Annotated in this window: 25 protein-coding genes; 6 read left to right on the top strand and 19 right to left on the bottom strand. The window is 71.6% G+C overall.

Features of this window, described 5'->3' with window-relative positions:
* Positions 1 to 28 precede the first annotated feature (28 nt).
* The 5 genes from FS532_RS17225 to FS532_RS17205 are packed head-to-tail and all read right to left on the bottom strand — an operon-like array spanning position 29 to position 4626.
* Entirely contained in the window at positions 29 to 604 is a 576-nt protein-coding gene (locus FS532_RS17225; RefSeq protein ID WP_144757020.1) for a hypothetical protein, read from the bottom strand.
* An 11-nt stretch (positions 605 to 615) separates the two neighbouring features.
* The gene (locus FS532_RS17220) at positions 616 to 1608 is read right to left on the bottom strand and encodes a hypothetical protein (RefSeq protein WP_144757018.1); all 993 of its coding nucleotides are present in this window, start codon (positions 1606 to 1608) and stop codon (positions 616 to 618) included.
* Positions 1605 to 2393 (bottom strand): heme ABC transporter ATP-binding protein, encoded by a 789-nt coding sequence (locus FS532_RS17215; protein ID WP_144757016.1) that lies wholly within the window; start codon positions 2391 to 2393, stop codon positions 1605 to 1607. Before FS532_RS17215 ends, FS532_RS17220 begins: the two co-directional genes overlap by 4 nt.
* Entirely contained in the window at positions 2390 to 3493 is a 1104-nt protein-coding gene (locus tag FS532_RS17210) for a FecCD family ABC transporter permease (protein ID WP_144757014.1), read from the bottom strand. The genes FS532_RS17215 and FS532_RS17210 overlap by 4 nt, the downstream gene beginning before the upstream one ends.
* Entirely contained in the window at positions 3490 to 4626 is a 1137-nt protein-coding gene (locus tag FS532_RS17205; protein ID WP_144757012.1) for a heme/hemin ABC transporter substrate-binding protein, read from the bottom strand. The genes FS532_RS17210 and FS532_RS17205 overlap by 4 nt, the downstream gene beginning before the upstream one ends.
* Before the next feature lie 118 nt (positions 4627 to 4744).
* Between FS532_RS17205 and FS532_RS17200 the strand changes: the two genes are divergently transcribed.
* The 3 genes from FS532_RS17200 to FS532_RS17190 all read left to right on the top strand — a co-directional run bounded on the left by FS532_RS17200 (position 4745) and on the right by FS532_RS17190 (position 8068).
* Positions 4745 to 5767, top strand: a complete 1023-nt coding sequence (locus tag FS532_RS17200) for a glycerate kinase (RefSeq protein ID WP_144757010.1) — start codon at positions 4745 to 4747, stop codon at positions 5765 to 5767.
* Between the two features lie 132 nt (positions 5768 to 5899).
* Positions 5900 to 6946 carry an NAD(P)-dependent alcohol dehydrogenase gene (locus FS532_RS17195; RefSeq protein ID WP_144757008.1) on the top strand — a complete coding sequence of 349 codons (1047 nt, stop codon included), beginning with the start codon at positions 5900 to 5902 and terminating at the stop codon, positions 6944 to 6946.
* A gap of 162 nt (positions 6947 to 7108) precedes the next feature.
* Positions 7109 to 8068 carry a helix-turn-helix domain-containing protein gene (locus FS532_RS17190; protein ID WP_144757006.1) on the top strand — a complete coding sequence of 320 codons (960 nt, stop codon included), beginning with the start codon at positions 7109 to 7111 and terminating at the stop codon, positions 8066 to 8068.
* Here the strand turns inward: FS532_RS17190 and FS532_RS17185 are convergent.
* The 4 genes from FS532_RS17185 to FS532_RS17170 form a co-directional block, all read right to left on the bottom strand.
* Complete coding sequence (locus tag FS532_RS17185) at positions 8065 to 9477, bottom strand: hypothetical protein (protein WP_144757004.1); 1413 nt, start codon at positions 9475 to 9477, stop codon at positions 8065 to 8067. The two genes, FS532_RS17190 and FS532_RS17185, sit on opposite strands and share 4 nt — an antisense overlap.
* Complete coding sequence (locus tag FS532_RS17180; RefSeq protein ID WP_144757002.1) at positions 9467 to 10249, bottom strand: TIGR03943 family putative permease subunit; 783 nt, start codon at positions 10247 to 10249, stop codon at positions 9467 to 9469. The genes FS532_RS17185 and FS532_RS17180 overlap by 11 nt, the downstream gene beginning before the upstream one ends.
* Entirely contained in the window at positions 10236 to 11261 is a 1026-nt protein-coding gene (locus FS532_RS17175) for a permease (RefSeq protein WP_144757000.1), read from the bottom strand. The genes FS532_RS17180 and FS532_RS17175 overlap by 14 nt, the downstream gene beginning before the upstream one ends.
* A gap of 211 nt (positions 11262 to 11472) precedes the next feature.
* Positions 11473 to 12051 (bottom strand): TetR/AcrR family transcriptional regulator, encoded by a 579-nt coding sequence (locus FS532_RS17170; RefSeq protein ID WP_260852797.1) that lies wholly within the window; start codon positions 12049 to 12051, stop codon positions 11473 to 11475.
* 82 nt (positions 12052 to 12133) lie between these two features.
* Between FS532_RS17170 and FS532_RS17165 the strand changes: the two genes are divergently transcribed.
* Both FS532_RS17165 and FS532_RS17160 read left to right on the top strand, forming a co-directional pair.
* Positions 12134 to 12448 (top strand): DMT family transporter, encoded by a 315-nt coding sequence (locus tag FS532_RS17165; RefSeq protein ID WP_144756998.1) that lies wholly within the window; start codon positions 12134 to 12136, stop codon positions 12446 to 12448.
* Position 12449: 1 nt separating this feature from the next.
* Positions 12450 to 12824: a DMT family transporter gene (locus tag FS532_RS17160; protein ID WP_144756996.1), complete on the top strand. Its 375-nt coding sequence runs from the start codon at positions 12450 to 12452 to the stop codon at positions 12822 to 12824.
* A 245-nt stretch (positions 12825 to 13069) separates the two neighbouring features.
* On the opposite strand, the gene FS532_RS17155 is transcribed toward FS532_RS17160, so the two are convergent.
* From FS532_RS17155 to FS532_RS18800, 4 genes are all read right to left on the bottom strand, one after another.
* Positions 13070 to 14209 carry a CE1758 family FMN-dependent luciferase-like monooxygenase gene (locus FS532_RS17155; RefSeq protein ID WP_144756994.1) on the bottom strand — a complete coding sequence of 380 codons (1140 nt, stop codon included), beginning with the start codon at positions 14207 to 14209 and terminating at the stop codon, positions 13070 to 13072.
* Positions 14210 to 14297: 88 nt separating this feature from the next.
* Entirely contained in the window at positions 14298 to 15224 is a 927-nt protein-coding gene (locus FS532_RS17150; RefSeq protein WP_144756992.1) for a DUF4436 family protein, read from the bottom strand.
* Positions 15221 to 17497, bottom strand: a complete 2277-nt coding sequence (locus FS532_RS17145; protein ID WP_144756990.1) for an Ig-like domain-containing protein — start codon at positions 17495 to 17497, stop codon at positions 15221 to 15223. Before FS532_RS17145 ends, FS532_RS17150 begins: the two co-directional genes overlap by 4 nt.
* A 194-nt stretch (positions 17498 to 17691) precedes the next feature.
* Entirely contained in the window at positions 17692 to 18483 is a 792-nt protein-coding gene (locus FS532_RS18800; protein ID WP_186322114.1) for a phosphatase PAP2 family protein, read from the bottom strand.
* Between the two features lie 310 nt (positions 18484 to 18793).
* Between FS532_RS18800 and FS532_RS18795 the strand changes: the two genes are divergently transcribed.
* The gene (locus tag FS532_RS18795) at positions 18794 to 19246 is read left to right on the top strand and encodes a DUF4383 domain-containing protein (RefSeq protein WP_186322113.1); all 453 of its coding nucleotides are present in this window, start codon (positions 18794 to 18796) and stop codon (positions 19244 to 19246) included.
* A 216-nt stretch (positions 19247 to 19462) separates the two neighbouring features.
* On the opposite strand, the gene FS532_RS17130 is transcribed toward FS532_RS18795, so the two are convergent.
* The 6 genes from FS532_RS17130 to rpmB all read right to left on the bottom strand — a co-directional run bounded on the left by FS532_RS17130 (position 19463) and on the right by rpmB (position 24264).
* Positions 19463 to 20776, bottom strand: a complete 1314-nt coding sequence (locus FS532_RS17130) for an ATP-dependent DNA helicase (protein ID WP_144756985.1) — start codon at positions 20774 to 20776, stop codon at positions 19463 to 19465.
* Positions 20773 to 22815 (bottom strand): cytochrome c oxidase assembly protein, encoded by a 2043-nt coding sequence (locus tag FS532_RS17125; protein WP_186322112.1) that lies wholly within the window; start codon positions 22813 to 22815, stop codon positions 20773 to 20775. The genes FS532_RS17130 and FS532_RS17125 overlap by 4 nt, the downstream gene beginning before the upstream one ends.
* A 170-nt stretch (positions 22816 to 22985) precedes the next feature.
* Positions 22986 to 23273, bottom strand: a complete 288-nt coding sequence (locus FS532_RS17115) for an HU family DNA-binding protein (RefSeq protein ID WP_071299873.1) — start codon at positions 23271 to 23273, stop codon at positions 22986 to 22988.
* Positions 23274 to 23549: 276 nt separating this feature from the next.
* Positions 23550 to 23855, bottom strand: a complete 306-nt coding sequence (rpsN, locus tag FS532_RS17110) for a 30S ribosomal protein S14 (protein WP_070417144.1) — start codon at positions 23853 to 23855, stop codon at positions 23550 to 23552.
* Between the two features lie 2 nt (positions 23856 to 23857).
* Positions 23858 to 24028, bottom strand: a complete 171-nt coding sequence (gene rpmG / locus FS532_RS17105; RefSeq protein ID WP_022908193.1) for a 50S ribosomal protein L33 — start codon at positions 24026 to 24028, stop codon at positions 23858 to 23860.
* Entirely contained in the window at positions 24028 to 24264 is a 237-nt protein-coding gene (gene rpmB, locus FS532_RS17100; protein ID WP_022903747.1) for a 50S ribosomal protein L28, read from the bottom strand. The genes rpmG and rpmB overlap by 1 nt, the downstream gene beginning before the upstream one ends.
* Positions 24265 to 24298: the final 34 nt, after the last annotated feature.

The following is a 24298-nucleotide window of genomic DNA, read 5'->3' as shown; positions in this document are numbered from 1 at the left end:
ACGGCGGCTCGCCGCCCAGGGCCGAGGGTCACCAGTTGACGGGGACCTGGACCTCGTCGAGCTCGGCGGGGTCGTTCGCGACGCCGTGCGCCGAGAACGTCTGGACGAAGCACTGGTACTGGCCGAGAGCGGTGTTCGCGGCCTTCGTCTTGGTGGCGTCGTAGTCGCAGTTCACGGTCGCCGCCGCGTCGCCGGTGTGGTGCGGGTCGGCGGTGTAGCTCTTCGCGACGTTCAGCGTGGTGGTGAACCCGCCGGAGGCCGAGAACGCGCTCTTCGAGACCCACTGCGCCGACCCGAACCAGCCCGAGTTGGTGAAGTAGTCCGCTTCCTTGGGGCCGTACACGACGTACACGCCGAAGCCGCGCCCCTGGGCGTTGCCGTCGAAGCCGTCGCCGGTGACCGTCACGGTGCCGCTCCCGACGCCGTTCACCGCGCCGCTGCCGTCGGTGACGACCGACGCCGGTCCACTGACGGACAGGCTCGCGCCGAAGTCGTTCGTGACCGCGGTCGCGGCCGAGGCGCTGACGGCCGGCAGGACGGCCAGCCCGATCGCCGCGACCCCTGCCGCGAGCGTGACGCCGAACGTGCGCATGGTTCTTGCCATGGTGTTCCCTCTCAGTTGTTGACTGGTGTTGCAGTGCGGGTGCCCCCTGTGGACCCCGACTCCTCAGTGCGTCGTGCCGCCCGGCGGGCGTGCACGATCGCGAAGACGACGAGCGCCGCGACCGCGACGACGAGTGCGGCGAGCCCGCCGACCACGATGCGCAGCACGCTCGGATCGATGCCACCGGCATCAACGCCGGCAGCCGCGGCGACCGCGGTCGGCGTCGCAGTCGGGGCGTTGGTCGCCGAGGCGGTCGCGGACGCACTCGGTGCCGTCGTCGCCCGAGCGGACGCTCCCGCCCCCGGCGTCGCAGCGGCGGACGGACTGGAGGCACGACCCGCCTCCGTCGCGCCGGCCTGCGTCTGCCCCGTGGCCGGCCCGGCACCCCCGGCGAGCGTGCCGCCCGTGCCGTAGAGGTTCTGCACGGAGACCGGCGTGAACGACTCGTTGTTCGCGTTCGACACCCCGTGCGCGCCGATCGTGATGATCCCGCACTGCACGCGCGCGCAGTCGACGGTCCTCGCGGCGCCGTTCCGGTCGAGCGCCTGGAACGTGGAGCCGGGTACCTTGAGCGTCGCCGACCAGGTGCCGGTCGCCGAGTCCACGGTGCCGCCGTTCGCCGCGTAGCCGGTGGAGCTGCCCTCGAACGCGACGAAGTCCAGGTACCCGGTGGGGTTCGACTCGTCGTCTGGGACGTAGCTGTAGTTCACGCCCGTGGCGCCGCCCTTGCTCGGCTGCCAGGTGCCGGCGACGGTGCCGAACGCGACGTAGATGCCGCCGTACCCGTTCTTGATGCCCTGGAACCCGGAGCCGTTCAGCCGCAGGGTCGTGAGGTAGGTGGAGTCGACCTGGTTCGTGACCTCGGGGTGGCCCTCGATCGCGACGCTGACCCGGCCCGCTGCCGCGGCGGGCGCGGCTCCGGCGAGCAGGAGCGCACCGGAGGCCGCGGCGACGAGCACCCCGGCGAGCGCGGCGCGGAGCGGACGGTGGGTTCGGGTGGTCACTGGACGGCCTCCTGGCGGGTGGGGACGACGACGGGGGTTCCGGAGTGCGGGTCCGGCAGGACGGTGACGGGGTGCCGGTAGACGGTGCTGATCCGTTCGGCGGTGAGGACCTCGTCCGGGGTGCCGTCCGCGACCAACCGGCCGTCGGCGAGCATCGCGACCCGGTCGGCGTACGCCCCGGCGAGGGTGAGGTCGTGCAGGACCACGACGACCGCTCCCCCGGCGGCGGCGTGCGCGCGGGCGATCCGGAGCACGCCCTCCTGGTGGCGCAGGTCGAGCGCCGCGGTGGGCTCGTCGAGCAGCAGCACGGGTGTCTCCTGCGCGGTGATCCGGGCGAAGGACGCCCGTGCGCGCTCCCCGCCGGACAGCGAGGGGAACGTCTGGTCGATGCGGTCGGCGAGCTCCACCTGGTCGAGCACGCGTGCCACGACCCGGTCGTCGTCCTCGGCGCGGTCGGTCCCGCGCCAGGGCGCCCGCCCCATCCGGACGACCTCGCCGACCCGGAACCCGAACGCGACGGCGTGCTCCTGTTCGAGCACCGCGCGGCGCCGGGCGGTGGCGATCGGCGGCTCGGACCCGGCCGGCACCCCGTCGACCGTGACCGTGCCGGTGTGGTCGACGTCGCCCGCGATCGCCCGGAGCAGCGTGGACTTACCGGCACCGTTCGGCCCGACGAGGGCGAGCACCTCGCCGCGCTCGACGACCAGGTCGACGTCGGTGAGCAGTGCGCGGCGCCCGACGACCACGCCGAGGCCGCTGACGGTCACGCCGGTCGCGCCGGTCATGCCCAGCCTCCCGACCGTCGGCGTGCGCGGCGCAGGAGCCAGAAGAAGAACGGGCCACCGACGAGCGACGTGAGCATGCCGATCGGCAGGTCCGCGTACGGCACGAGCGTCCGGGCGAGCAGGTCCGCGATCGTCAGGAGCAGTGCGCCGCCGAGGGTCGAGACGAGCAGCAGCGGGCCGTGCGCCGGGCCGATGAGCATCCGCATGAGGTGCGGGACGACGAGTCCGACGAACGCGATGATCCCCGCGAACGCGACCGCTGCCCCGACGAGCAGTGCGACGACGACGATCGCGACGATCCGGACGGCCTCGACCCGGACCCCGACGTGCCGTGCGGCCCGGTCCCCGAGCGACAGCAGGTCGAGGGAGCGGGTGAGCACGACGGAGCCGGCGAGCCCGAGTCCGACGACCGGGGCGATCGCCGCCGCCTGGTCCCACATCGAGCCGTTCAGGGACCCGAGCTGCCAGAACACGATCTGCTCGCGGGCCTGCTGGTCGCCGAGGAAGGTGAGGAACGCCAGCCCCGCCCCCGTGAAGGCGTTCACCGCGATGCCGGTCAGCAGGAGTGTGACGACCTCGGTGCGTCCGCCCGCGCGGGACAGTCCGTAGACGAGCATCGTCGCGACGAGTCCGGCGGCGAACGCCATCAGCGGGGTCGTCCAGTACCCGGCGAACTGCAGGCCGAACACGATCGAGGCACAGGCTCCGAAGGCGGCGCCTCCCGAGACGCCGACGACCCCCGGGTCCGCCAGCGGGTTCGCGAACACCGCCTGCATGAGCACCCCGGCCGCGGCGAGCGCGGCGCCGATCAGGAGCGCCATGACGACCCGAGGGAACCGGATCGTCCAGAGCGCCTGCGTGACGAGGTCGTCCGAGGGTCCGGCGACCGGCAGTCCGATCGAGCGTCCGACGGTGCGGAGCACCTCGGCCGGGGAGATCCCGAGCTGGCCGACGCTCGCCGACACGAGCGTGGCGACGACGAGCGCCACCACCAGCCCGACCGTCAGCAACGTGATCCGGCCGACCCGTGACCTGGACGCAACCGGCGGTGGGACCGCGACGTTCGGGGCGGGCGCGACCCGCGCCTCCAGACCGGTCATCGCGACCGCTCCGGAGCGTAGATCGCCGCTGCCAGCGCGGCCACGATCTCGGGCGTGCGCGGCCCGAAGCTCATCACCGTCGTGTCGGCCATGTCCACGATGCGGCGGTGCTGCCCGGCCGGGGTCTTCGCGATCGCGGGGACCCGCTGCAGCAGCCCGTCGACGCCACCCACCGACTCGAGGCCCTTCGTCATCATGATCACGAGGTCGGGCTGCATGGCGACGAGCGCTTCGGCGTTCACCGGCCGCATGCCCTTCCAGTCCTGCTCCGTCGCGATGTCCCGCCCGCCGACCGCGTCGATGAGCGAGTCCGCGCCGGACTCCTGGCCGAAGAGGTAGTAGATGCCGGCGTTCCCCCGCACGTACAGGAAGACCATCCGGAGCTTGTCCGCCTTCGACTGCGGGGCGATGCGCGCGACCTGCGCGGCGACGGCCTCCTGCTGCTCGTGCACCTCGTCGACCAGTCGCGCACCCGTCTCGGGCACGCCGAGCGCCGTCGCGACCTGGTCGATGATCCGGTCGGTGTTCGAGGTGTCCCGGTGCGAGTCCACGACGACGACCGGGATCCCCGCCTTCCGGATCTGCAGGACGACGTCCCAGGGGCCGAGCGAGGTGTCCGTGAGCAGCACGGTGGGACGGAGCGCGAGGATCGCCTCGGCGGAGAGCTCGTGGCCGTTCTGGGTGACGAGCGGCAGCTCTTCGGTACCGGCGAACCCGGTGGAGACGTCGCGTCCGACGAGGTTCCCGCCGAGGCCGAGGCCGTACACGGTCGACGACAGCGTGCCGTAGACGTCGAGCGCGAGGATGCGGTCCGCGCTCGTCACGGTGACCTCCGTGTCCTGGTTGTCCGTGACGGTGACGGGCAGCTCCGGCTCGTCGACCGTGCTCGCCTTCGGCGGCAGGTCGGTCGTCAGGGTCGCGGTGCTCGCGCCGGTGACGGACTTCGCGTCGGTGACGGGGGCGATGGCCTGGAGGCTCGTGGCCGGGTCCGTCGCGCTCGTCGCGGAGTCCGCGGTGCCGGCTGCGGCGGTGCCGGCTTGTTGCGGCGCGCCGCCGGCGCTGCACCCGGTGGCCACGGCGAGGACGACGAGGGCGGAGGCGGCGGCCAGGAGGGCGCGGCGGCGTGACGGCATGGAAGGGCGATCCCCGGGGAACTGGAGCGAAGGGCGAGTTAGGTTAGCCTCACCTGAGTGTTAACTTAGGTGAGGCTAACCTGACTTGTCCAGCGGTCGTCTCCGCTACGGTTGTCGGGTGCGAATCGTCGTGGCTCCGGACTCCTTCAAGGGCACCGCGACGGCAGCGTCCGTCGCCGAGGCGATCCGCGAGGGCTGGCTGTCCGTGCGACCGGACGACTCCGTGACGCTCGCGCCGATGGCCGACGGCGGCGAGGGCACGCTCGACGCCTTCGCGACCGCCGTCCCCGGTGCGGTCCGCGTCCCGATCACGGTGACCGGACCGGACGGTTCCCCAGTCGACACGTCCTGGCTCCGGCTGCCGGACGGCCGTGCCGTGGTCGAGCTCGCGGCGACGAGCGGGCTCCCCCTGCTCGGCGGGGACCTGCTGCCGGACACCGCGACCTCGCGCGGGTTCGGCGAGGCGATCGCCGCCGCGCTCTCCTCCGGGGTGACCGGCCTCGTGCTCGGGATCGGGGGCAGTGCGTCGACGGACGGCGGTTCGTCCGTTCTCGACGTCATCGGCGATCTCCCGCTGCCGTCCGGCGGGGTCGTCGTGCTCACCGACGTCACGTCACCGTTGCTCGGGCCGACGGGTGCCGCCGCGGTCTTCGGGCCGCAGAAGGGCATCACGCCCGACCGGGTCGCCTCGTTCGACGACCGCTTGGCCGCCTTCGCGGGGCGCTTCCCCGACGTCGACCCCTCGACGCCCGGTGCCGGCGCCGCCGGCGGCGTGGGGTTCGGGCTGCTGGTGTGGGGCGCGACGCTCGCGCGAGGGGCCTCGGCGGTCGCGGACGTCCTGGGACTCCCGGCACTGCTGGACGGGGCCGACGTGGTGGTCACGGGCGAGGGGCGGTACGACGGGCAGAGCGCCGCGGGCAAGGTGCCGTCGGTGGTGCGGGCCCTGGCGGCGTCGCACGCTCCCGCTGCTCGGTCGATGCTCGTCGCGGGGGCGATCGATGCCCCGCTGGACGACTACGACGCCGCCGCCTCACTGACCGTGCTGGCGACGCAGACCACCGGCGAGCCGGACGACGCCCTGGCCGATCCGCTGCGGTTCGCCCGGATCGCCGGGCAGCGCCTCGCCCGCATGGTCGACTGACGGCCCAGCGCATCCGACACGCGAGGGCTGACACACCAGGGGTGCCCCAGTGGGACCTCCCACGGGATGGCGCGCTCCACGAGACTGGTGCAGGACCGGATCCGGTCCTGAAGCAACCCCACGAGGAGACCATTGCGCACCGTCAACGCGTACGCGGCCCCGTCCGCCACGGAACCGCTCGTCAAGACCACCATCACCCGTCGTGACCTCGGCCCGAACGACGTCGAGATCGACATCGCCTACGCCGGCATCTGCCACTCGGACATCCACACCGTCCGCGGCGAGTGGGGCGAGATCCAGTACCCCCAGGTCGTCGGCCACGAGATCGTCGGCCATGTCGCCTCCGTCGGCGAGAACGTCACCAAGCACAAGGTCGGCGACCGCGTCGGCGTCGGCTGCATGGTGAACTCCTGCGGCGAGTGCGAGAACTGCCTGAAGGGCGAGGAGCAGTACTGCCTCAAGGGCAACATCCAGACCTACGCGGGCGTCGACCCCGCCGACGGCAGCATCACCCAGGGCGGCTACTCGCAGGCCGTCGTGGTGAACGAGGACTTCGTGCTGCGCGTCCCCGAGTCGCTCGACATCGAGAAGGTCGCGCCGCTGCTCTGCGCCGGCATCACCCTGTACTCGCCGCTGCACCACTGGAAGGCCGGCCCCGGCAAGAAGGTCGCGATCGTCGGCCTCGGCGGGCTCGGCCACATGGGCGTCAAGATCGCCGCCGCGCTCGGCGCCGAGGTCACCGTCCTGTCGCAGACCACCTCCAAGCAGGAGGACTCCCTGCGCTTCGGTGCCGTCGCCCACTACGCGACGAAGGACCCGGAGACGTTCGAGAAGCTCGCGAACTCCTTCGACCTCATCATCAACACGGTGTCGGCGAAGATCCCGATGGGCGCCTACCTGGGCCTGCTCGCGGTCGACGGCACCATCGTGAACGTCGGCGCTCCGTCGGAGCCGCTCGAGGTCCCCGCCTTCGCCCTGATCGGCTCGCGTCGCAGCTGGGCCGGTTCGGCCATCGGCGGCATCCGCGAGACCCAGGAGATGCTCGACTTCTGCGCCGAGCACGGCATCCTGCCGGAGACCGAGCTCATCAGCGCCGAGTACATCAACGAGGCGTACGAGCGCGTCCTGTCGTCGGACGTCCGGTACCGCTTCGTGATCGACGCGGCAACGCTGGCGTAGCGGGTCGCGTCTCTGACGCGACCAGATACGGACGGGAGGCGCGGTGCCAGCCGGCACCGCGCCTCCCGTCCGTCTGTGCGCGCGACCCGCGCGCTCACCACCCCACCGTCCGACACGCGCACCGCACAGGCGCGACCGACCCGCGCGCGACAGACTCGACCCATGACCACCACGGCCCACGAGGGCACCCCTCCCCTCGTGTCCGTCGCGGGCACCGACACGGACGCCGCCGTGAGCGACCTCGCCGGCATGTACGCCGGCCGGTCGTGGCGCTCCGACCGCACCGACGGCGCGTACTGGTACCGCTACGTCGGTGTCGGCGACGACCGGATGAGCATCCGCCGGTCGCAGATGCACGGGTCCCTCCGCGGCGACGCAGCCGTCGAGGGCGAGGTCGTCGTCCAGTGGATCGACGACGGTGTCGCCGCGATCGACGCCGGCCGTGACGAGGTCCGGATGCAGCCGGGGATCCCGACGCTCTTCCCGGTCGAGCAGCGGTTCAGCATCGACTACACCGACTGGGACCAGCGGCTCGTGCACCTCGACCGAGGCCTCGTGCTCGACGTCGCATCCGAGCGGTACCTGGTCGACGGGTCGGTCGACTTCGACCGGAACGCCACCCCGACGGCCGAGTCGATGGCCCGGTGGCGCACCGCGGTCGCGTCGTCGGTCCGGGCACTCCGCGAGCAGGGTTCGGAGTCGCTCGCGTGGCACGAGTCCCAGCGCGAGACCACCCGAGCGCTGCTCGGCATGTACCGGTTCCGTGCCGAGGTGGCGCCGATCGGCTGGGGCGAGCACCGGAACGCCCGGATCCGCACCGCCGTCGAGCACATCCACGCGCACGCGCACGAACCGTTGACGGTGTCCGACCTCGCCCGGGTCGCCGACCTCAGCGTCCGCGGCCTGCAGGAGGCCTTCCACCGCACCCTCGACCGGTCGCCGATGCAGTACCTCCGCGAGGTCCGGCTGCGCCGCGCCCACGAGGACCTGCTCCGCGCCTCCCCCGCCCAGGTCGCCGTCGCGGACGTCGCGGCGCGCTGGGGATTCACGCACATGGGCCGCTTCTCGGGCGAGTACCTCCGCCGGTTCGGCGAGTACCCGAAGGTCACGCTCCGGCGCTAGCCGACCTCGTCGCCCGACGGCAACGCCGCGCACCAGTCCACGGACCCCGCGTCGATGCTCGCCTCGAGCGCTCCCGAGGTGGCGTCGACGATGCTCACGAGCTCGCTCGTCGCCGACTTCGTCGCGACTGCGACGAACTGCCCGTTCGGGGACGGGCAGACCGCGGTGACGCTCGCGTCCTCGGGGACGGTCACGGGCAGCCTGGAGGCGCGGCTCCCCTCCACGCGCACGACCCGCTGCGAGATGGTCCCGTCCGACCGCACGTCCCCCACCACCCGCAGGTAGCTGTCGTCCGTCAGCTGGGCGATGCGCCCGAGGTAGGCGGCGTCGGTGCTGGCGGCGGGGGCCTGCAGCGCCGTGCGCTCGCCGTCCGTGAGGTCGAGGCGCACGATGCCGGTCCCGGTCTCGACCACGGCGGTGGTGCCGGTGCCGACGAAGCCGTGCAGGTACGTGGCGCTCCCGAGCCGGACGGCGTCCGTGCGGCCGCTCATGTCGACGAGCAGGAGGTCATCGCTGCCGGTCCGGACGAGGGCGCTCTCGGTCCGCGGCACGTACGCCCACTGCCCGACCGTCATCGGGACGGCCCCGGTCACCGGCTTGCCGCTCCCGTCGATCGCGGTCGGCAGGTGCGTCCCGGTCATGTCGACGACGTACAGCCCGACGTTGCGGGACTGCCCGGTCGAGGTGTCGGCGTACTCGAACCCGAACGAGGCACCGTCGTCCGCGGCGTGCAGGGCGGTGACGCGGCCCTCGGCGGTCGGCAGCGTGAGGTGCTCGACGGGGGCGTCCTCGTCCTGCACCCCACCGGCGAGCGGCACGATGTCGACGGAGGACCCGGCGTCCGTCCCGCTCACCACGACGAGCGACCGGCCGAGGCGGACGTACTCCGTGATGCCGGTCCCTTGGTACACGGTGGTCGCGCCCCCGGCGTCGAGGGACCGACGGACGATGCGGTCCTTCGCGCCGGCGTCACCCGGGACGAGCGCGAGGACGTCGGTACTGCCCGTTCGGATCGAGGCACGGAGGTCCGAGGTCGCACGCTGCCCGGGGGCGCGGACGCCCGCGACGGTGACCGTGTAGTCGCGGTCGTACGCCAGTGGTCCGGCGAACTCCACGGCGATCGTGTTCCCGCTCGAGGTCACGGTGTGCGCTGCCGCCGGGCTGACCCGGACGTCGGCGGCGGACACCCGCTGCAGTGCCTGGTTCGCGGTGAGGATCACGCGCTGGGCCGGCCGGGAAACCAGCCCGGTGGCGTCGTACGTGACGTCGCGGAGCCGGGGGCCCTGCTGCGACCCGACGACCGCGGCGGCCGTGCCGACGACGACGAACACCAGGACCGTGGCGACGAGCCGGCGGCGGAAGCGGTTCCGGGGCCGACGGCGCTGCATCGTCTCAGCCTCAGTACTCATACGGGTCCTTCGGCTGCGCGATCTTCTTGACCGTCGCTGCCTTGATGACGATCCGGGCGTCCGCCGACTGGTCCGGGTTGGCGGCGAGCGCGCCCGTCACGGTGACCCACTGGTCCTCGTCGGGGACGGCGCCGTCGGTGACGACCCCGAGCCCGACGGGCTGGGCGTCCACGGCGCAGCAGCTGATCACGAACCGGGTCAGCGTGAACGAGCCGTCCGAACCGGGCACGACGAACCCCGAGAGCCGCACCTGCTTGCCGACGAGCGACGTGGTGTCCGTGGTCTGGCGGATGAGGGCGGCCCAGTCCTTCACGCCGTACTCCGACGTGTCGACCGACCCGCTGCCGAGCAGGGACACCGCGGCCTCGGAGCCGGTGGCGTTCGACAGGGTCGCCGAGTCCACGCTCCGCTGTTGCGCGGTGCGGGCGGAGAGGGTCGTCGGGGGCAGGACGAGCATGGCGGCGGTGACCCCGATCGTGACGAGCGCCGCCACCCCACCCAGGACGACCCGTGTGAGGCGACCCGCGCCTCCCGGCCGGTGCTCGTGTTCCTCGTCGTCGTGCACGTGCTCGTGCCCGCGCGCCACGACGACCAGGCCGGCCACCGACGCGGGCACCGCGACGGTCGCGAGGACGATCGTGAACGCCGAGTACCGCGGGTTGATGTACAGGTCGAGGTGCCCGGCGAGGGCGAGCCACAGCGTGCAGAGCGCCACCGCGAGCACCGACCCGAGGCCGAGGTACGCGGGCAGGCGCGACTCAGACGAGGACATTCATCACCAACCCGACGGTCGCGGCGAACAGGACGCAGACGACGGCGAGCAGCACCAGGAAGCGTGCACGGAACGTCGTTCGGAGCAGGGCGATCATCTTCACGTCGATGATCGGCCCGATGATGAGGAAGGCGGTGATCGACCCGGGCAGGAACGTCGACGCGAACGACAGCGCGAAGAAGGCGTCCACGTTCGAGCACAGCGACACCGTCATCGCCAGGAGCATCATCGCGGCGACGGACAGCACCGGGTTCGCGCCGATCGACACGAGCGTGGACCGGGGCACGGCCACCTGGATCGCGGCGGCCAGTCCGGCGCCGACGAACAGCGCGGGCATCATCGTCGCGGTCTCGCCACCGAACTGCGCGGCACTCTCCCGCCAGCGGTTCCGGGACCGCGGGGCACCGATCGCCGCACGGCAGCGGGCCTCGAACGCGGGCAGCAGCAGGTCGGCCGGACGGCGGTGCGCGGCGACGATCCAGCCGACGAGGTTGGCGATCACGAAGCCGCCGACGATGCGGACCGGCAGGATCCAGCCGGACCAGCCGAACGCCTGCGCGGTGCTGATGATCACGAGCGGGTTGAGGATCGGGGCGGCGACGAGGAACGTGACGGCCTCGGCCGGGGTGAACCCGCGCATCATGAGGCCGCGGGCGAGCGGCACGTTCCCGCACTCGCACACCGGGAAGAGCATGCCGATGAGGGAGATCACGGCCCGGCGCGGGATGGGGCGCTGCGGCAGGACCTTCTCGAGCGCACCGACGGGCACCCAGACCTCGACGACGATGGACAGCACGATGCCGAGCACCACGAACGGCAGGGACTCGACGACGACGCTGATCGCCAGGGTGAGGAAGTCCTGCACGACGTTCGGCAACCCCGCGGTCCCGACGGCCGGGGACAGCAGGCGGATCCCGAGCAGCACGACGACGGCGAGCAGCACGAGCCCGGGGCCGGTGAGGGCCCGCGATCGGGAGTCAGCGCGCTGTGGCGGCCGGGTGGTCGTCGTCACCGGGCAAGGATAGGCGACGGACGTTGCCGCGCGGGGCGGCGCGGCGCGCGGTGCGAGGCCTCGCACGGTGCGAGGCGCGGACAGTGTGCGAGGTTCCGGTCACCGTGGGACGCCGCGAGCCTCGCACCATGCACGGGACCTCGCACCATGCCCACGGGACCTCGCACCGTGCGAGGCCTCGGGCGCCCCGCGAAGCCCGCAACGACCCGCCTCAGCCCGTGGCGACCCCGTCGAGGTGCCGGTCGAGCACCTCGATCGCCCAGTCGCCGGACTCCCCCGGCGCGAGCCGCACGACGTGCATCGCGAGCCCGTCGATCAGCGCGTGCAGCCGGCGGGCCTCGTACTCCCGGTCGGCGGCGGGTACCCCGACGAGCCCGAGGATCTCCTCGCTCCACTCCCGCATCTCGTCGACGACCCGGTCGAGTGCCGGCCGGAGCTCGGTGTCGGTCAGCGCCGCGTTCCCGAGCGCGAGGTAGACGTCGAGCTCGATGACCCGCTCCTCGTCGAGGGGCAGCAGCTCGAGGACGATCCGGTGCGCGCGGTCACGGCCCGAGATGTCGGACGCGATCGATGCGATCCGCTCCCGCGTGCGGTCGAACACGAGCGTGATGGTGTGCTCGCGCATGCTCGACTGCGTCGGGAACACGTAGCGCACGGTGCTCGGCGGCAGTCCGGCCTCGGCGGCGACGTTCCGGACGCTCAGGGCCCCGAGGCCGTCCCGCGCGAGGACCCGGCACGCCGCTTCGGACACGGTGCGGCGCCGTTTCTCGACGTCGATGCTCCTGGTCACGCCCCCATACTCGCACAGTTGTGCTACTTTCGAACTCGTACTCGTACTCGTACACTCGTACGACTCATGGAAGGAGATCGTCATGGCATGGGTGATCCTCGTGCTGTCCGGCGTCCTCGAGGCCGTGTGGGCCACCGCCCTCGGCGCCTCGAACGGCTTCAAGAAGGTCGTCCCGACGATCGTGTTCATCGCAGGCATGGCGCTGAGCATGGTCGGCCTGGCGTTCGCGATGAAGGAGATCCCGGTCGGCACCGCCTACGCTGTCTGGGTCGGCATCGGCGCATCGCTCACGGTGATCGTCGCGATCCTCCGCAAGCAGGAGGCCGCCTCGGTCGCCCGGATCGCCCTCGTGCTCGGGCTCGTCGCCTGCGTCGTCGGCCTCAAGGTGGTGAGCTGAGATGCCGTGGATCGTCCTGTTCGTCAGCGCCGCGCTCGAGACCGTGTGGGCGACCGCCCTCGGCGAGAGCGACGGCTTCACCGTCCCCGGCCCGACGATCGTGTTCGCGATCACCATCGTGGTGAGCCTCGTCGCGTTCGGCTACGTCCTGAAGCACATCCCGATCAGCACGGCGTACGCGGTGTGGACGGGGACCGGTGCCGCCCTCACCGTGCTGTGGGGCATGGCCACCGGCGCCGAGCCCGTGACTGTGCTGCGCGTGCTCTTCATCGCCGGCATCGTCGGCTGCGTGGTGGGCCTCAAGCTGGTCCCCGCCCGCGCGGTGGCTCCCGCGCCCGACGCTCCCGCAGCCCCCACCCCGCCGAATCGCGCGTAGGAAGCAGGTCCGCGCGTAGGAAGCGCTTTCGCGCGTAGGGGGCAGTTCCTTCCTGCCCCCTACGCGCGAAAGCGCATCCCAGGACGCGCATGATGGGTCAGAACGCACACCGTGACGGACTGGAGGCGCGGTGCCAGCCCGCACCGCGCCTCCAGTCCGTCGGTGGTCGCGCCCACCCCGCATGGTGAGCAGCAATGGTCGGGCCACCATCCGGGACCCGACCATCCCCGCTCACGAAGCGTGCGTCAGACCGACGCGCCCGTCCACTCGTCCTCGGCGGCGACGTGGTCGCTGCCCGCCGTGCCGGCGGCCAGCGCCGCGGCCGCACGAGCCGCGTGCGACGGCGGGTCCGACGGCACGTCCGCCGGACGCCCCTCGTCGTTGATCGTGCGGAGCGCGGGCACGATGTCCTCGGCCAGGATGTCGATCTGCTCGAGCACCGTCTTGAGCGGCAGCCCCGCGTGGTCGACGAGGAACAGTTGACGCTGGTAGTGCCCGACGCTGTCCTTCATCGCGGCGTACCGGTCGATGACCTGCTGCGGGGAACCGACGGTGAGCGGAGTCTGGTGGGTGAAGTCCTCCATCGAGGGGCCGTGTCCGTACACCGGCGCGTTGTCGAAGTACGGGCGGAACTCGTCGATCGCGTCCTGCGAGTTCTTCCGGGCGAAGAACTGCCCACCGAGGCCCACGATCGCCTGGTCGGCACGCCCGTGACCGTAGTGCTCGAAGCGCTGCCGGTACAGCCCGACCATCTGCGCGGTGTGCTCGATCGGCCAGAAGATGTTGTTGTGGAAGAAGCCGTCGCCGTAGTACGCGGCCTGCTCGGCGATCTCCGGCGTCCGGATGGAGCCGTGCCACACGAACGGCGGGACGCCGTCGAGCGGACGCGGGGTCGAGGTGAAGCCCTGCAGCGGCGTGCGGAACTTGCCCTGCCAGTTGACGACGTCGTTCTCCCAGAGCTGGCGGACGAGTGCGTAGTTCTCGATCGCCAGGTTGACGCCCTGGCGGATGTCCTGGCCGAACCACGGGTAGACGGGACCGGTGTTGCCGCGGCCCATCATGAGGTCCATCCGGCCGTCGGAGATGACCTGGAGCATCGCGTACTCCTCGGCGATGCGCACCGGGTCGTTCGTCGTGATCAGCGTCGTCGAGGTCGACAGCGTGATGTGCTTCGTCCGACCCGCGAGGTAGCCGAGCATGGTGGTCGGCGACGACGCCACGAACGGCGGGTTGTGGTGCTCGCCGGTGGCGAAGACGTCGAGGCCGGCCTGGTCGGCGTGCTCGGCGATCGTCAGGATGTCCCGGACGCGCTGGGTGTCGTCGGGGGTCTGCCCGGTGGTGGGGTCGGTCGTGACGTCACTGACCGTGAAGATGCCGAACTGCATGATGCGCCGCCTTCCGCGAATTCGATGCGTTTGCATCGACTTGCTGGATACAACGTACCGTAGCCGCTGGCATTCCCGCCAGGAGCCGCTACGCCGCGTCGTCCTCCAGGACCCGCCCGCGCAGCACCTTCGACTCACGCCAGAGCATGTACGCGCCGGTCCACACGAACATGATCGCGACGAGCGCCAGGCACGGGAACAGGAACACGAAGTCGAGCGTCGTCCCGATCGGCGGCGCCCCCGGCATCGCCGACCGGAGCGCCGGGAACGACAGCAGGGTCGCGCTCAGCCAGATGACGTTCGCGAACTCGAGCTTCCGCCGCAGGATCGCCGCACCGATCGTCACGACGGCCATCAGCGTCGTGAACAGGATCGCGAGGATGTAGAACGACACGATCACGACGCTCAGGGTGTCGCGGTGTCCGTCGATCTGCATCGGGACGAGGGTCCGACCGTCCTGCTGCTCGCCGGCACTCCGCTCGGCGTTCATCACCCACGGGCGCGCCGAGTTCGACATGTCCACCTCGAACGGCACGGCAGCGCTGGTGTCGTCGTTCTGCACGCTCAGTTGGAAGTTCGTGAACGGCTGGTCGAACGGGTACGAGGTGTCGCCACGGTCCAGGGTCAGCGTCAACGAGGTCGCGTCCACCACCGACTGCCCCGGGAACGTCACCACGCTCGTCGTCACGCCGCCGCTCGAGACCTCGATGCGGAGCGGCTTCGATATCTCACCGGCCTTCTCGCCCTCGTACGTCCCGTGCGGGATCGGCAGCACGTTCGCCTGCATCACCCGGTTCGACAGGTCGACGTCCTGCACGCTCATCCGCAGGGTCATGTAGTTCCCGGTGGGGCTGTTCGACCCGCTCACCGGCACCGCGGTCGTGGTCTTCAGCGCGCCGGAGAGCCCGATCACGACGTAGTACACCGCCAGGAGCACCACCGCGACGAGCAGGATGATCGGCGCCGGGTTCCTGCGGGTGCGCTTCTCGGTGGGTGCGTCGGTCGTCTGCGTCATCGGTTGCTCCCGGACGGTGGATCGGTGGTGGGACGGGGACTGGTCGGACTGGAGGCACGGCTCGGCTCCGGCGGACCGGATCCGGTCGGCGACGTGGTCGCCCCTGCGGCGGGGCCGGAGGCGGCGCGTCGACCCGCGACGGTCGCGGCGAGCGCGAAGAGCAGCATCGCGAGGAGCGGCACCATCGCGCCGGGGAACTCCGTGACGTTGAACGTGGTGATCTGGTCGGCGAGCTGGGATGCCTCGGTCTCGCCCTTCGCCACCGCGGTGGTGACGGTGATCGCGTTCGCCTGCGACGCCCGGTTCGACGCGAGGGAGATCTGCTGCACGGCCGTGTCCGGGGCGTTCACGGGATCGGCGTACACGCGGACGTCGACGTCCGCCTGCTGCCCGGGGTCGAGCGGGATCATGCAGGAGAACGAGGTCGTGGCGACGGTGCAGTCGAGCGGCTGGTCGTCCACCTCGACGTTCACGTTGCGGTAGACCATGCCGGTCGACATCCGGGCCTGGAAGGTGATCGCGACCGTCGCTCCGGAGGCGTTCGGGCCGAGGGTGCCGCGCATGTCGGAGGCCGTGCCGGGGACGATGCGCTGGGTCCCGAAGCGGAGGTTCATCGCCATCGGGCCGTTGTTCACCCCGTCGCCGCCGCCGTTGCCGTCGCCTGACCCGTCGCCGGAGCCGTTGGCGGCGCCGGGGGCGGGGGCGGGGGCGGGCGCGGACGGCGTGCTCGGGGTCGCCGGTGCCGACGACGGCGGCTGGCCGGCGTCCCCGGAGGCGGACCCGCCGCTCGCGCCGGAGCCGGTGCCGTTCCCGGAGCCGCTGCCGCCACCGGCACCGGTGCCACCGGAACCGTCACTGCCGGAGCCGCCGGGGGCGGTACCGCCGGACCCACCCGTGGAACCGCCGCCGGTGCCGGGGAGGGGAGTCGTGCCTCCAGGCGGGGTGGCCGGTGCGCGCACCGTGAAGCGGGTGCTGCCGGCGTCGGACTCGATGCCGCCGACGGTCTGCGTCGCCGTCAGCGTGACCGCGCCGAGCGGGAAGGTGCGGTCGGGCGTGCACGAGAACCCGGTGCTCGCCATGCCGGTGGCCGTGCACAGCACGGTGTCGCCCTGCCGGACGGCGACCGTCGCCCCGGGCAGGACCCCGTTGCCGAAGACGCCGACCCGACGCGCGACGGTCGACGAACCGTTCGCCGGCGCCGTGATCACCGGCGCGGTCGGGGCCGACGTGACGAGGGTGCTGCTCGAGTCGACGGGCGAATCCGGATCGGTCGACGACGACGCCCTCGTGGCGATCGGGAACGACGTCCCGGGCACGGTGCCCGCCGGCGCGGCGATGGTTAGCCGGAACACCCGCTCGCCGCCGGACGCCATCGTGCCGAGCTGGACGCCGGACGTCAGGGTCGCGCAGTCGAACGCCGCGCCGTCGAGCTCGCACACCGGGACCTGGAGGCCGCCGGTGTCGGCGGTGAACACGACGCCGCGGGCCTCGCCGTCGCCGGCGTTCCGGACGGTGACGGTGTGCACGGCCGGGAAGCCGGCGTAGAGCGGGGTACCGCCGGTCTGCGTGATCGCGAGTCCGGCCTCGGCGAGGACCGTGAACGTGGTCGTCGCAGCCGGCGAGGTCTGGCCGAAGCGGTCGGTCTGGGTCGCACTGATCGTGTGGGTGCCGACGGCGAGCGGTGCCGCCGGGGCACAGGCCCACGTCGACTCGGTGCTCGCAGCGACGGTGCACAGCGGGTCGCCGTCGAGTGTCGCCGTCAGGGTCGTGCCGGTCGTGGTCGCGGCACCGGCGGTCTTCGAGCCGGTGATGGTCGGCTGGGTCACGATCGACTCGTCGCCGGCGGGCGGGGCGGTGATCGCGGGGGCGGCGGGGGCGGCCGGCGGGACGATGTCCACCGAGTAGTCACCCGACTCGACGTTCTGGATCGTCGAGTTCCCGGTGACCGTCTGCGGTGCGGCTGCGGTCGGGTCGATCGTCATGGTGATGGCGACCTGGTTGTCGGCACCCCACAGCCCGCTGAACTGACAGTCCGCCTGCGCCCCGCCGTTGATCGGGACGCACGTGAACGGCAGCAGGCCGGGGCCGGGGATCGACTGGGCAGCGGTGATCACGGTGCTCGGCGGCGCGGTGATGATCCACGATCCCGTGCCGGAGGACTGGTTCTGCACCACCGCCTGCACCGAGCTGCCGGGGACTCCGCTGGGGGCCGCGCCGACCTGGACCATCGCCGAGGCGGCGGCCGTCGGCACGAGCGCAGCGACACCGACCATGATCAGACCCAGGACAGCGGCGATCGTCCCACGTACTCGGCGACCTCGCGCCACGGTGTGCTGCACCCGCATGGTTCCCTGTCCGCCGCGGGTCCCTGGTCCGCCGACGCGGGCAACGCTAGTCGTCTTTCTGCCCGGGATCCGGACGCGTTACAGGGCTGTAACCCTCGCGCATGCGATTGCGACTGTGACGCTCACGCGGGGACGGCCTCGGTGTCGGTGCGCGCCGCGTGGTGCATCCCGTCCGCGAACCACACGATCGTCACGACCGCCAGCACGCTCGCACTCGACGCCATCCGCCCCGCCACGAGGATCGCTGCGTGGTCGTGCGCACCGCCCGTCACGCCGTACACGAGCGCCGCGACGCCCACGAGGAACGTGACCCCGGTCGCCACGAGGAGGACCCCGGTCACGACGCGGCGCGGTCCCCGGTGTCCGTCCCGGTCGCCGCGCTCACTGCGGTCCACGTTCGGCCCGAACGCCCGGACGACCCCGAGCCAGAAGAGTGCGATGGCGCACGCACCGATGATGTCGCTCACCCGGTGCCAGCCGTAGACCACGGTCTGGTTCGCGACGAACACCGCGTACGCCGCACCGATCAGGGTGACGATCGGTCGGAAGCGCCGCGGGGTCACCATCAGCACGGCGAACAGTGCCGCGAGGGCGATCGTGGCGTGACCCGAGGGGAACGAGTTGGGGGTCGTCGACTGGGCGATCTCCGGGCGCTCGGCGATACGCTTGACGAGCGTCGAGGTGGCCGCCGCCGCGAGCACGACGACATCGGCTCCGAGCCCCACCGCGAGCCGACGTCGAGCGAACGCGACGGCAGCGATCACGACCAGGAGCAACAGGATCACCGGCACCGAGATGACGTTGAGCGCAGTGTCCGACCCGAACAGGTCGGACTCCCGGACCCCGCCGAGTGCGGCGTCCTCGACCCGCTGCCCCACCGGCGTCAACACCGCCGCCGCGTAGACGAGAGGCACGATCACGAACCCCAGAGCCGCCAACAGCCCCCACCGCAACCGTCGCGAGACACTCGGTCCACGCGATGCAGGTGCGTTGCGTTCGGGCGTTCGCGTCACCGGACTGGTCCTCCTCGGGGTGCTGGTCGTCGGCCTCGTCACGCGCCTGGCGACGCGCGTGCGATTCGGACGGTCGGGGTCCGACACGATACCGTTGGAGCGCCGGTCGGAGGCTGGGAACGCACCGATCGGGCTCGCGCGGGTGAACGCACCGGCGCACATCGCCGGACCGACGTACAGCGCGTCGGCTGCGTACGAGGAGGAAACCGAAGTGGCAGTCAAGGAACCGAGCATCACTGCTTCCCCGAACCGTGGACTCGCGCTCACGGTCGGCGCGATCCTCTTCGTGTGGGGCATCCTCGGCTTCTTCTTCGCTGCCGACGGCGACCCCGGGTTCTTCAGCCGCCAGGGCGGCATGCTCTGGAACGCGTTCGGCGTCAACCCGCCGCTCGCCCTGATCTGGGTGATGCTGGCCGCCGTGCTCCTCATCGTGGGCCTCGGCAACACGATCGGGTCGCGCAACGGCAACATCCTGGTCGGCGCCGTGCTCGTCGTGCTCGCCGTGTACGGCTTCGTGTTCGTGAACACCTCCGCCAACATCTTCGCGCTCAACACCACGGACAACGTGTTCCACGCGATCGTCGGTGTCATCCTGCTCCTGACGGCGTTCGGTGCCGACAAGCAGAACCTCCGCGCACTCCGGGCGGACGCCGCTCGCGCCTGAGTCCTCGCGTCCACGAACGCCCCGCCCGCCCACGTGGCCGGCGGGGCGTCGTGCGTCCGCGCGTCGTGCGTCCGGGCGTCGTGCGTCCGGGCGTCGCGGTCGCCGAGGTCGCACGACTCGCCGTGTGCGCGCCGCCGAGGTCGCACGTTCTGCCGCCCACTCGGCGCTCGGGCGGCACTTCGCGCGACCTCGCGAGCGCGCGAGCCCGTCCGGGCGTCAGGCCTCGTCGGGCTCGGGGGCCTTCGGCGCCTCGAGCTCCGTCGCCACCACGCGCGGTGCCTCGGACATGAAACGCCGGACGTCGAGGTCCACGATGATGTCCTGCGGCCGCAGCGGTCGGGTCAGGTAGAGCCCCTCGAGCGAGGTCAGCCGCGACAACGCCACGTACGTCTGCCCCGCGCTGAACACCCGGTTGCCCAGGTCGACCACGGCCCGGTCGTACGTGCTGCCCTGCGACTTGTGGATCGTCACCGCCCACGCCAGGCGCAACGGGAACTGCTGGAACTCCCCCACGGTGTCCTTCTTGAGTTCCTTCTTGTCCGGGTCGTAGGAGTACTTGAACTTCTCCCACACCGACGGCTGGACCTCGAAGGACTCCCCGTCGACGTCGACCCACACGGTGTCCCGGATCGTCTGCACGATGCCGAGGGTGCCGTTCACCCAGCGCTGGTCGGGGTCGTTGCGCAGGAACATCACGTGCGCGCCGGGCTTGAGCTCGAGTGCTTCGTCGGCGGGGAAGTTCCGCCCGCCGAAGTCGCCGTTCACGTCCGCCTTCGCCGTCTTCACCTTGCCCGGCAGCCGGTCGAGCGCGGCCTTGTTGATGCGCGCCACGGTGTCGTTGCGGGTCGCGAGGGTGATCGCGTCGTCGGGTGCTGGTCGTGCCCCGGCGGCGTTGAGCTGGCCGGCGACGTCGGCCGTGACACGTCCGTGCCGCACGGCCGTGAGCATCGCGGCGAAGGCGTCGTCCCGCTGGCGGTGCACGGTCGCGAGTTCGATGATGTTCAGCTCGGCCTCGAGCCACACCTTCGCGTCGAAGAACCACATCGACCGGTAGTGGTCGGTGAAGTAGGCCCGCTCGTCGCCGTCGCCCGGGACCGGGGGCAACTGGTACGGGTCGCCGAACATCACGACCTGCACGCCGCCGAACGCCTCGAACTGCCGACCGCGGGCTTTCCGGAGCGAGCGGTCCATCGCGTCGAGCAGGTCGGCGTTCACCATCGAGACCTCGTCGATCACGAGGGTGTCGATGGTGTTGAGGAGCTTGCGGGTGTCCGGCCCCTGCCGGAGCTCGGCGTCCGCGATGAGACCGATCGGCAGGCGGAACAGCGAGTGGATGGTCTGTCCGCCGACGTTCAGCGCGGCGACACCGGTCGGTGCGCAGATCACGACCTGCTTCTCGGTGTTCCACGACAGGTGGTTGAGGAGCGTCGACTTGCCCGTCCCCGCACGCCCGGTGATGAACACGTGGTCGCGGGTGTGCTCGATGTACTCGAAGACCGCCCGCTGCTCGGCGCTCAGCTCGACGCTCATCGGGTCACCGCGGAGTCGTCGCTGCTGTCGTCGAAGTCCGGCTCGTCGGACGCGCTCCCGTTCGCGCCCCGGTTCGGACGTCGCGCCCCGGTGTGTGCGGGCGCGATGTCCGCATCGGGGCGCAATCCGTCAGGCGCGGACGCGGACGCGGGCGAAGCCGCCTCGCGCCGCACGCGGACGAGCACCACCACGACGACGGTCACGAGCACGACGGCACCGGCGACCACGAGCAGGGCACCCGCGCGCGCCTGGTCGACGAGCGGGTCCGGCCCCCACGTCCGGCCCATCGCGCCGAACCACGACGCCTGCAGGAGCCCGAGCGGCCCGCGCATCGCGATGCCGAGCGAGACCAGGCCTGCTGCGACGATGACCGCTCCGGCGATCCGGACGAGTGCCGCCGGCACCGAGGCGCGTCGGGCACCGGCCGCGATCGGCGTGAGCAGGGTCGGCACCGCGAGAAGCCCGACGAGCAGGAACACGACGTCGATCACCGTTCGCCCGGTGGAGTCGCTGACGGACCACCGGAGCGCGTCGGTCACGAAGAACGCCCACCACACGGCGGCGAGGAACACGAACGCCGGGAACGGCTGTACGAGGTACCGCACCGCGGCGTTGTCGAGCAGGACCCCGGCCCACTCGCGCACGCCGGTGCTGTCGTCGTCACGCGGGTGCACGGCCGCGCGGACGAGCCGTACCGGCGCGGCGGCCCAGAGCAGGGTCGGCACGGCGAGCCCGAGGAGCAGGTGCGCACCGACGTTCGCCGACACCAGGAACCGGTCGTAGGTGTGCAGCGAACCCGACGTCGCCACGACGAGCGAGACGAGGGCGATGCCCAGTGCCACCGTGCGGCGGACGGGCCAGTGTTCCCCGCGCCGACGGAGCCGCAGGACCCCGGCGGCGTACGTCGCGGCGACGAGCACGGCCGCCATCAGCCAGAACAGGTCGATGTTCCACGCCGTCAGCCAGCCCCAGGCACCGGGTGCGTGCGGCAGGGTGTCGTCCGTCAACAGCTCGGCCGGCGACGGGTTCGTGGTCTTGCTCAGCGCGATCTGGTCGACCGGGGTGGCCGTGCGACCGAGTGCTGCGGCGAACCCGCTCGCGACCCCCATCACGGCGAGCTCGACGACGATCAGCGTCCAGAACGGGCGCCGACGGTCTGGCGCGACGGTGAGGGAGCGGATGGCACGCTGCCGCTGCACGGCCCCGAGGACGCCCATCGCCACGATGGCCGCGATCTTGACGAGCACCAGCACCCCGTACGCGGTGAACAGGTTCGAGAGCGCCCCGACCCGGATCTGTGCGGAGGCGACACCGGACACGGCGACGAGCACGAAGCAGCCGAGGGCGATGCTCGAGTACCGCCCGACGACCAGGGCGAGGCGGTCCGCGTCGATCACGGGGCGGAGCAGCACGAGCATCACGAGCCCGCCGACCCAGAGCGCGGCGCCCACCAGGTGCAGACCGAGCGCGGTGACCGCGGCGTCGTGGCTGGCCGTGCCCGCGGCGTGCCCCTGCTGCGCGAGCGGGATGAGGCCGATCATCGAGACGCCGGCGGTCAGGGCGACCATCCCCCGCGAGCGCACGGCGAAGCACAGCACCGTGACGGCAGCCGCGACGAGGACGGTCACGAGCCAGGCGAGCCCGAGGTCCGTGCCGGTGAGGAACACACCCATCGACTGGCCGAACTGCTCGTCGAGGCTGACCTTGGAGCCCGCGACGCTGAGGAACGTGAAGAACGTCGTGACGGCGGATGCCACCGTCCAGACGCCCGCGGCCCCGGCGGCGACGTCGATCGCCCGGTTCCACTCCGGAGCCGTGCGCGACAGCCCGACGGTCGCGAGCGCCAGGCCACCGATCGTGGCCGCGGCGGAGAGGTCGACGACCAGCCGGGCGATCGGGAGGCCGAAGCGCACCACGGCGCCCGGGTCGGCGATGAGCGCAGCGTTGGCCCCGCCCCCGATGACGAGGGCGACCAACAGGGAGACGAACCCGACGAGCAGCAGCACGGCGGGGCCGGCGATGCGCGCGATCCGGTTCACCCGTCAAGCCTAGGCGCTGCCCCACCCGGCCACGGAATCGAGTGGGCCGACCTGTGGACGGCGATCCGTGCCTCCAGGCTGGGGATGGGTGACCACGCGCCGGAGGCGCCGCGGCCCCGGGAACGACGAAAGGGACGGCCGGAGCCGTCCCTTCCAACGCGGAAGCAGTCTTACTTGACCGCAGCCTTCAGCTTCGAGCCGGCGCTGACCTTGACCGAGTCGCTCGCGGCGATCTCGATGGCCTCACCCGTCTGCGGGTTGCGGCCGGTGCGCGCGGCGCGGTGGGTCTTCTCGAAGGCGATCCAACCGGGGATCGTGACCTTGGTGCCGTCGGCAACCGAGCCGGAGACGACGGAGAAGAGCGCGTCGACGACGCCGTTGACGGTGGCCTGGCTCTGGCCGGACTCCTGCGCGACGGCAGCGACGAGCTCGGTGCGGTTCAGTGACTTGTCAGCCATGGATGTCCTCCTCGGACTTCTTGCAGTATCGGTCGGACGACTTCTCGTCCGGCGCCCGGAGCGGGTGCCCCGTGCCGCGGGACCGCAGGCGTGCTGCCCGGCGGAACCGGAGTCGAACGTACCAGCCACCTGGGACGAAACCCGCCGACTCGCCCGGATTTCCGGGGTTGTCGGGGTACCAGTGAGGCAGAAGTGACCGATGTGACGAAGATGTCCCCCGAAAGCACGAACGCCCCGCCACCACTGGGGTGACGGGGCGTTCGCGGAAGCTGGTGCTTACCAGGAGCTCTTCGTGATGCCCGGCAGCTCGCCACGGTGGGCCATGTCGCGGAAGCGGACACGGCTGATGCCGAACTCACCGAGGTGGCCACGGGGGCGGCCGTCGATGGCGTCGCGGTTGCGGTAGCGCACCGGCGACGCGTCGCGCGGGAGCTTCTGCAGGCCGACGCGGGCAGCCTCACGCGACTCGTCGGAGCCGTTCGGGTCCACGAGGGCCTTCTTCAGCTCGAGACGACGCTCGGCGTAGCGCGCGATGATCTCGGCACGCTGGTTGTTCTTCGCGATCTTGCTCTTCTTCGCCATGCTTAGCGCTCCTCACGGAAGTCGACGTGCTTGCGGATCACCGGGTCGTACTTCTTGAGCACGAGACGGTCCGGGTTGTTGCGACGGTTCTTCTTGGTCACGTAGGTGAACCCGGTGCCCGCCGTGGAGCGGAGCTTGATGATCGGACGAACGTCCTGACCCTTCTTGGCCATCAGATCTTCTCCCCACGGGCGAGGAGATCCTTGACGACGGACTCGATGCCGCGTGCGTCGATCACCTTGATGCCCTTAGCGCTGAGCGTGAGCGTGACGTTACGACGAAGCGAGGGCACGTAGTACGTCTTCTTCTGCACGTTCGGGTCGAAGCGGCGCTTCGTCCGGCGGTGCGAGTGCGAGATGTTGTGTCCGAAGCCGGGGGTGGCTCCGGTCACCTGGCACACTGCTGCCATGGTTTCCTCCTGAGGTACCGTGCGACCGATCGGT

This window comes from Curtobacterium pusillum (genome assembly GCF_007673235.1).
GTDB classification, from domain to species: Bacteria; Actinomycetota; Actinomycetes; order Actinomycetales; family Microbacteriaceae; genus Curtobacterium; species Curtobacterium pusillum_C.
This window is presented reverse-complemented; position numbering and strand designations above follow the sequence as displayed.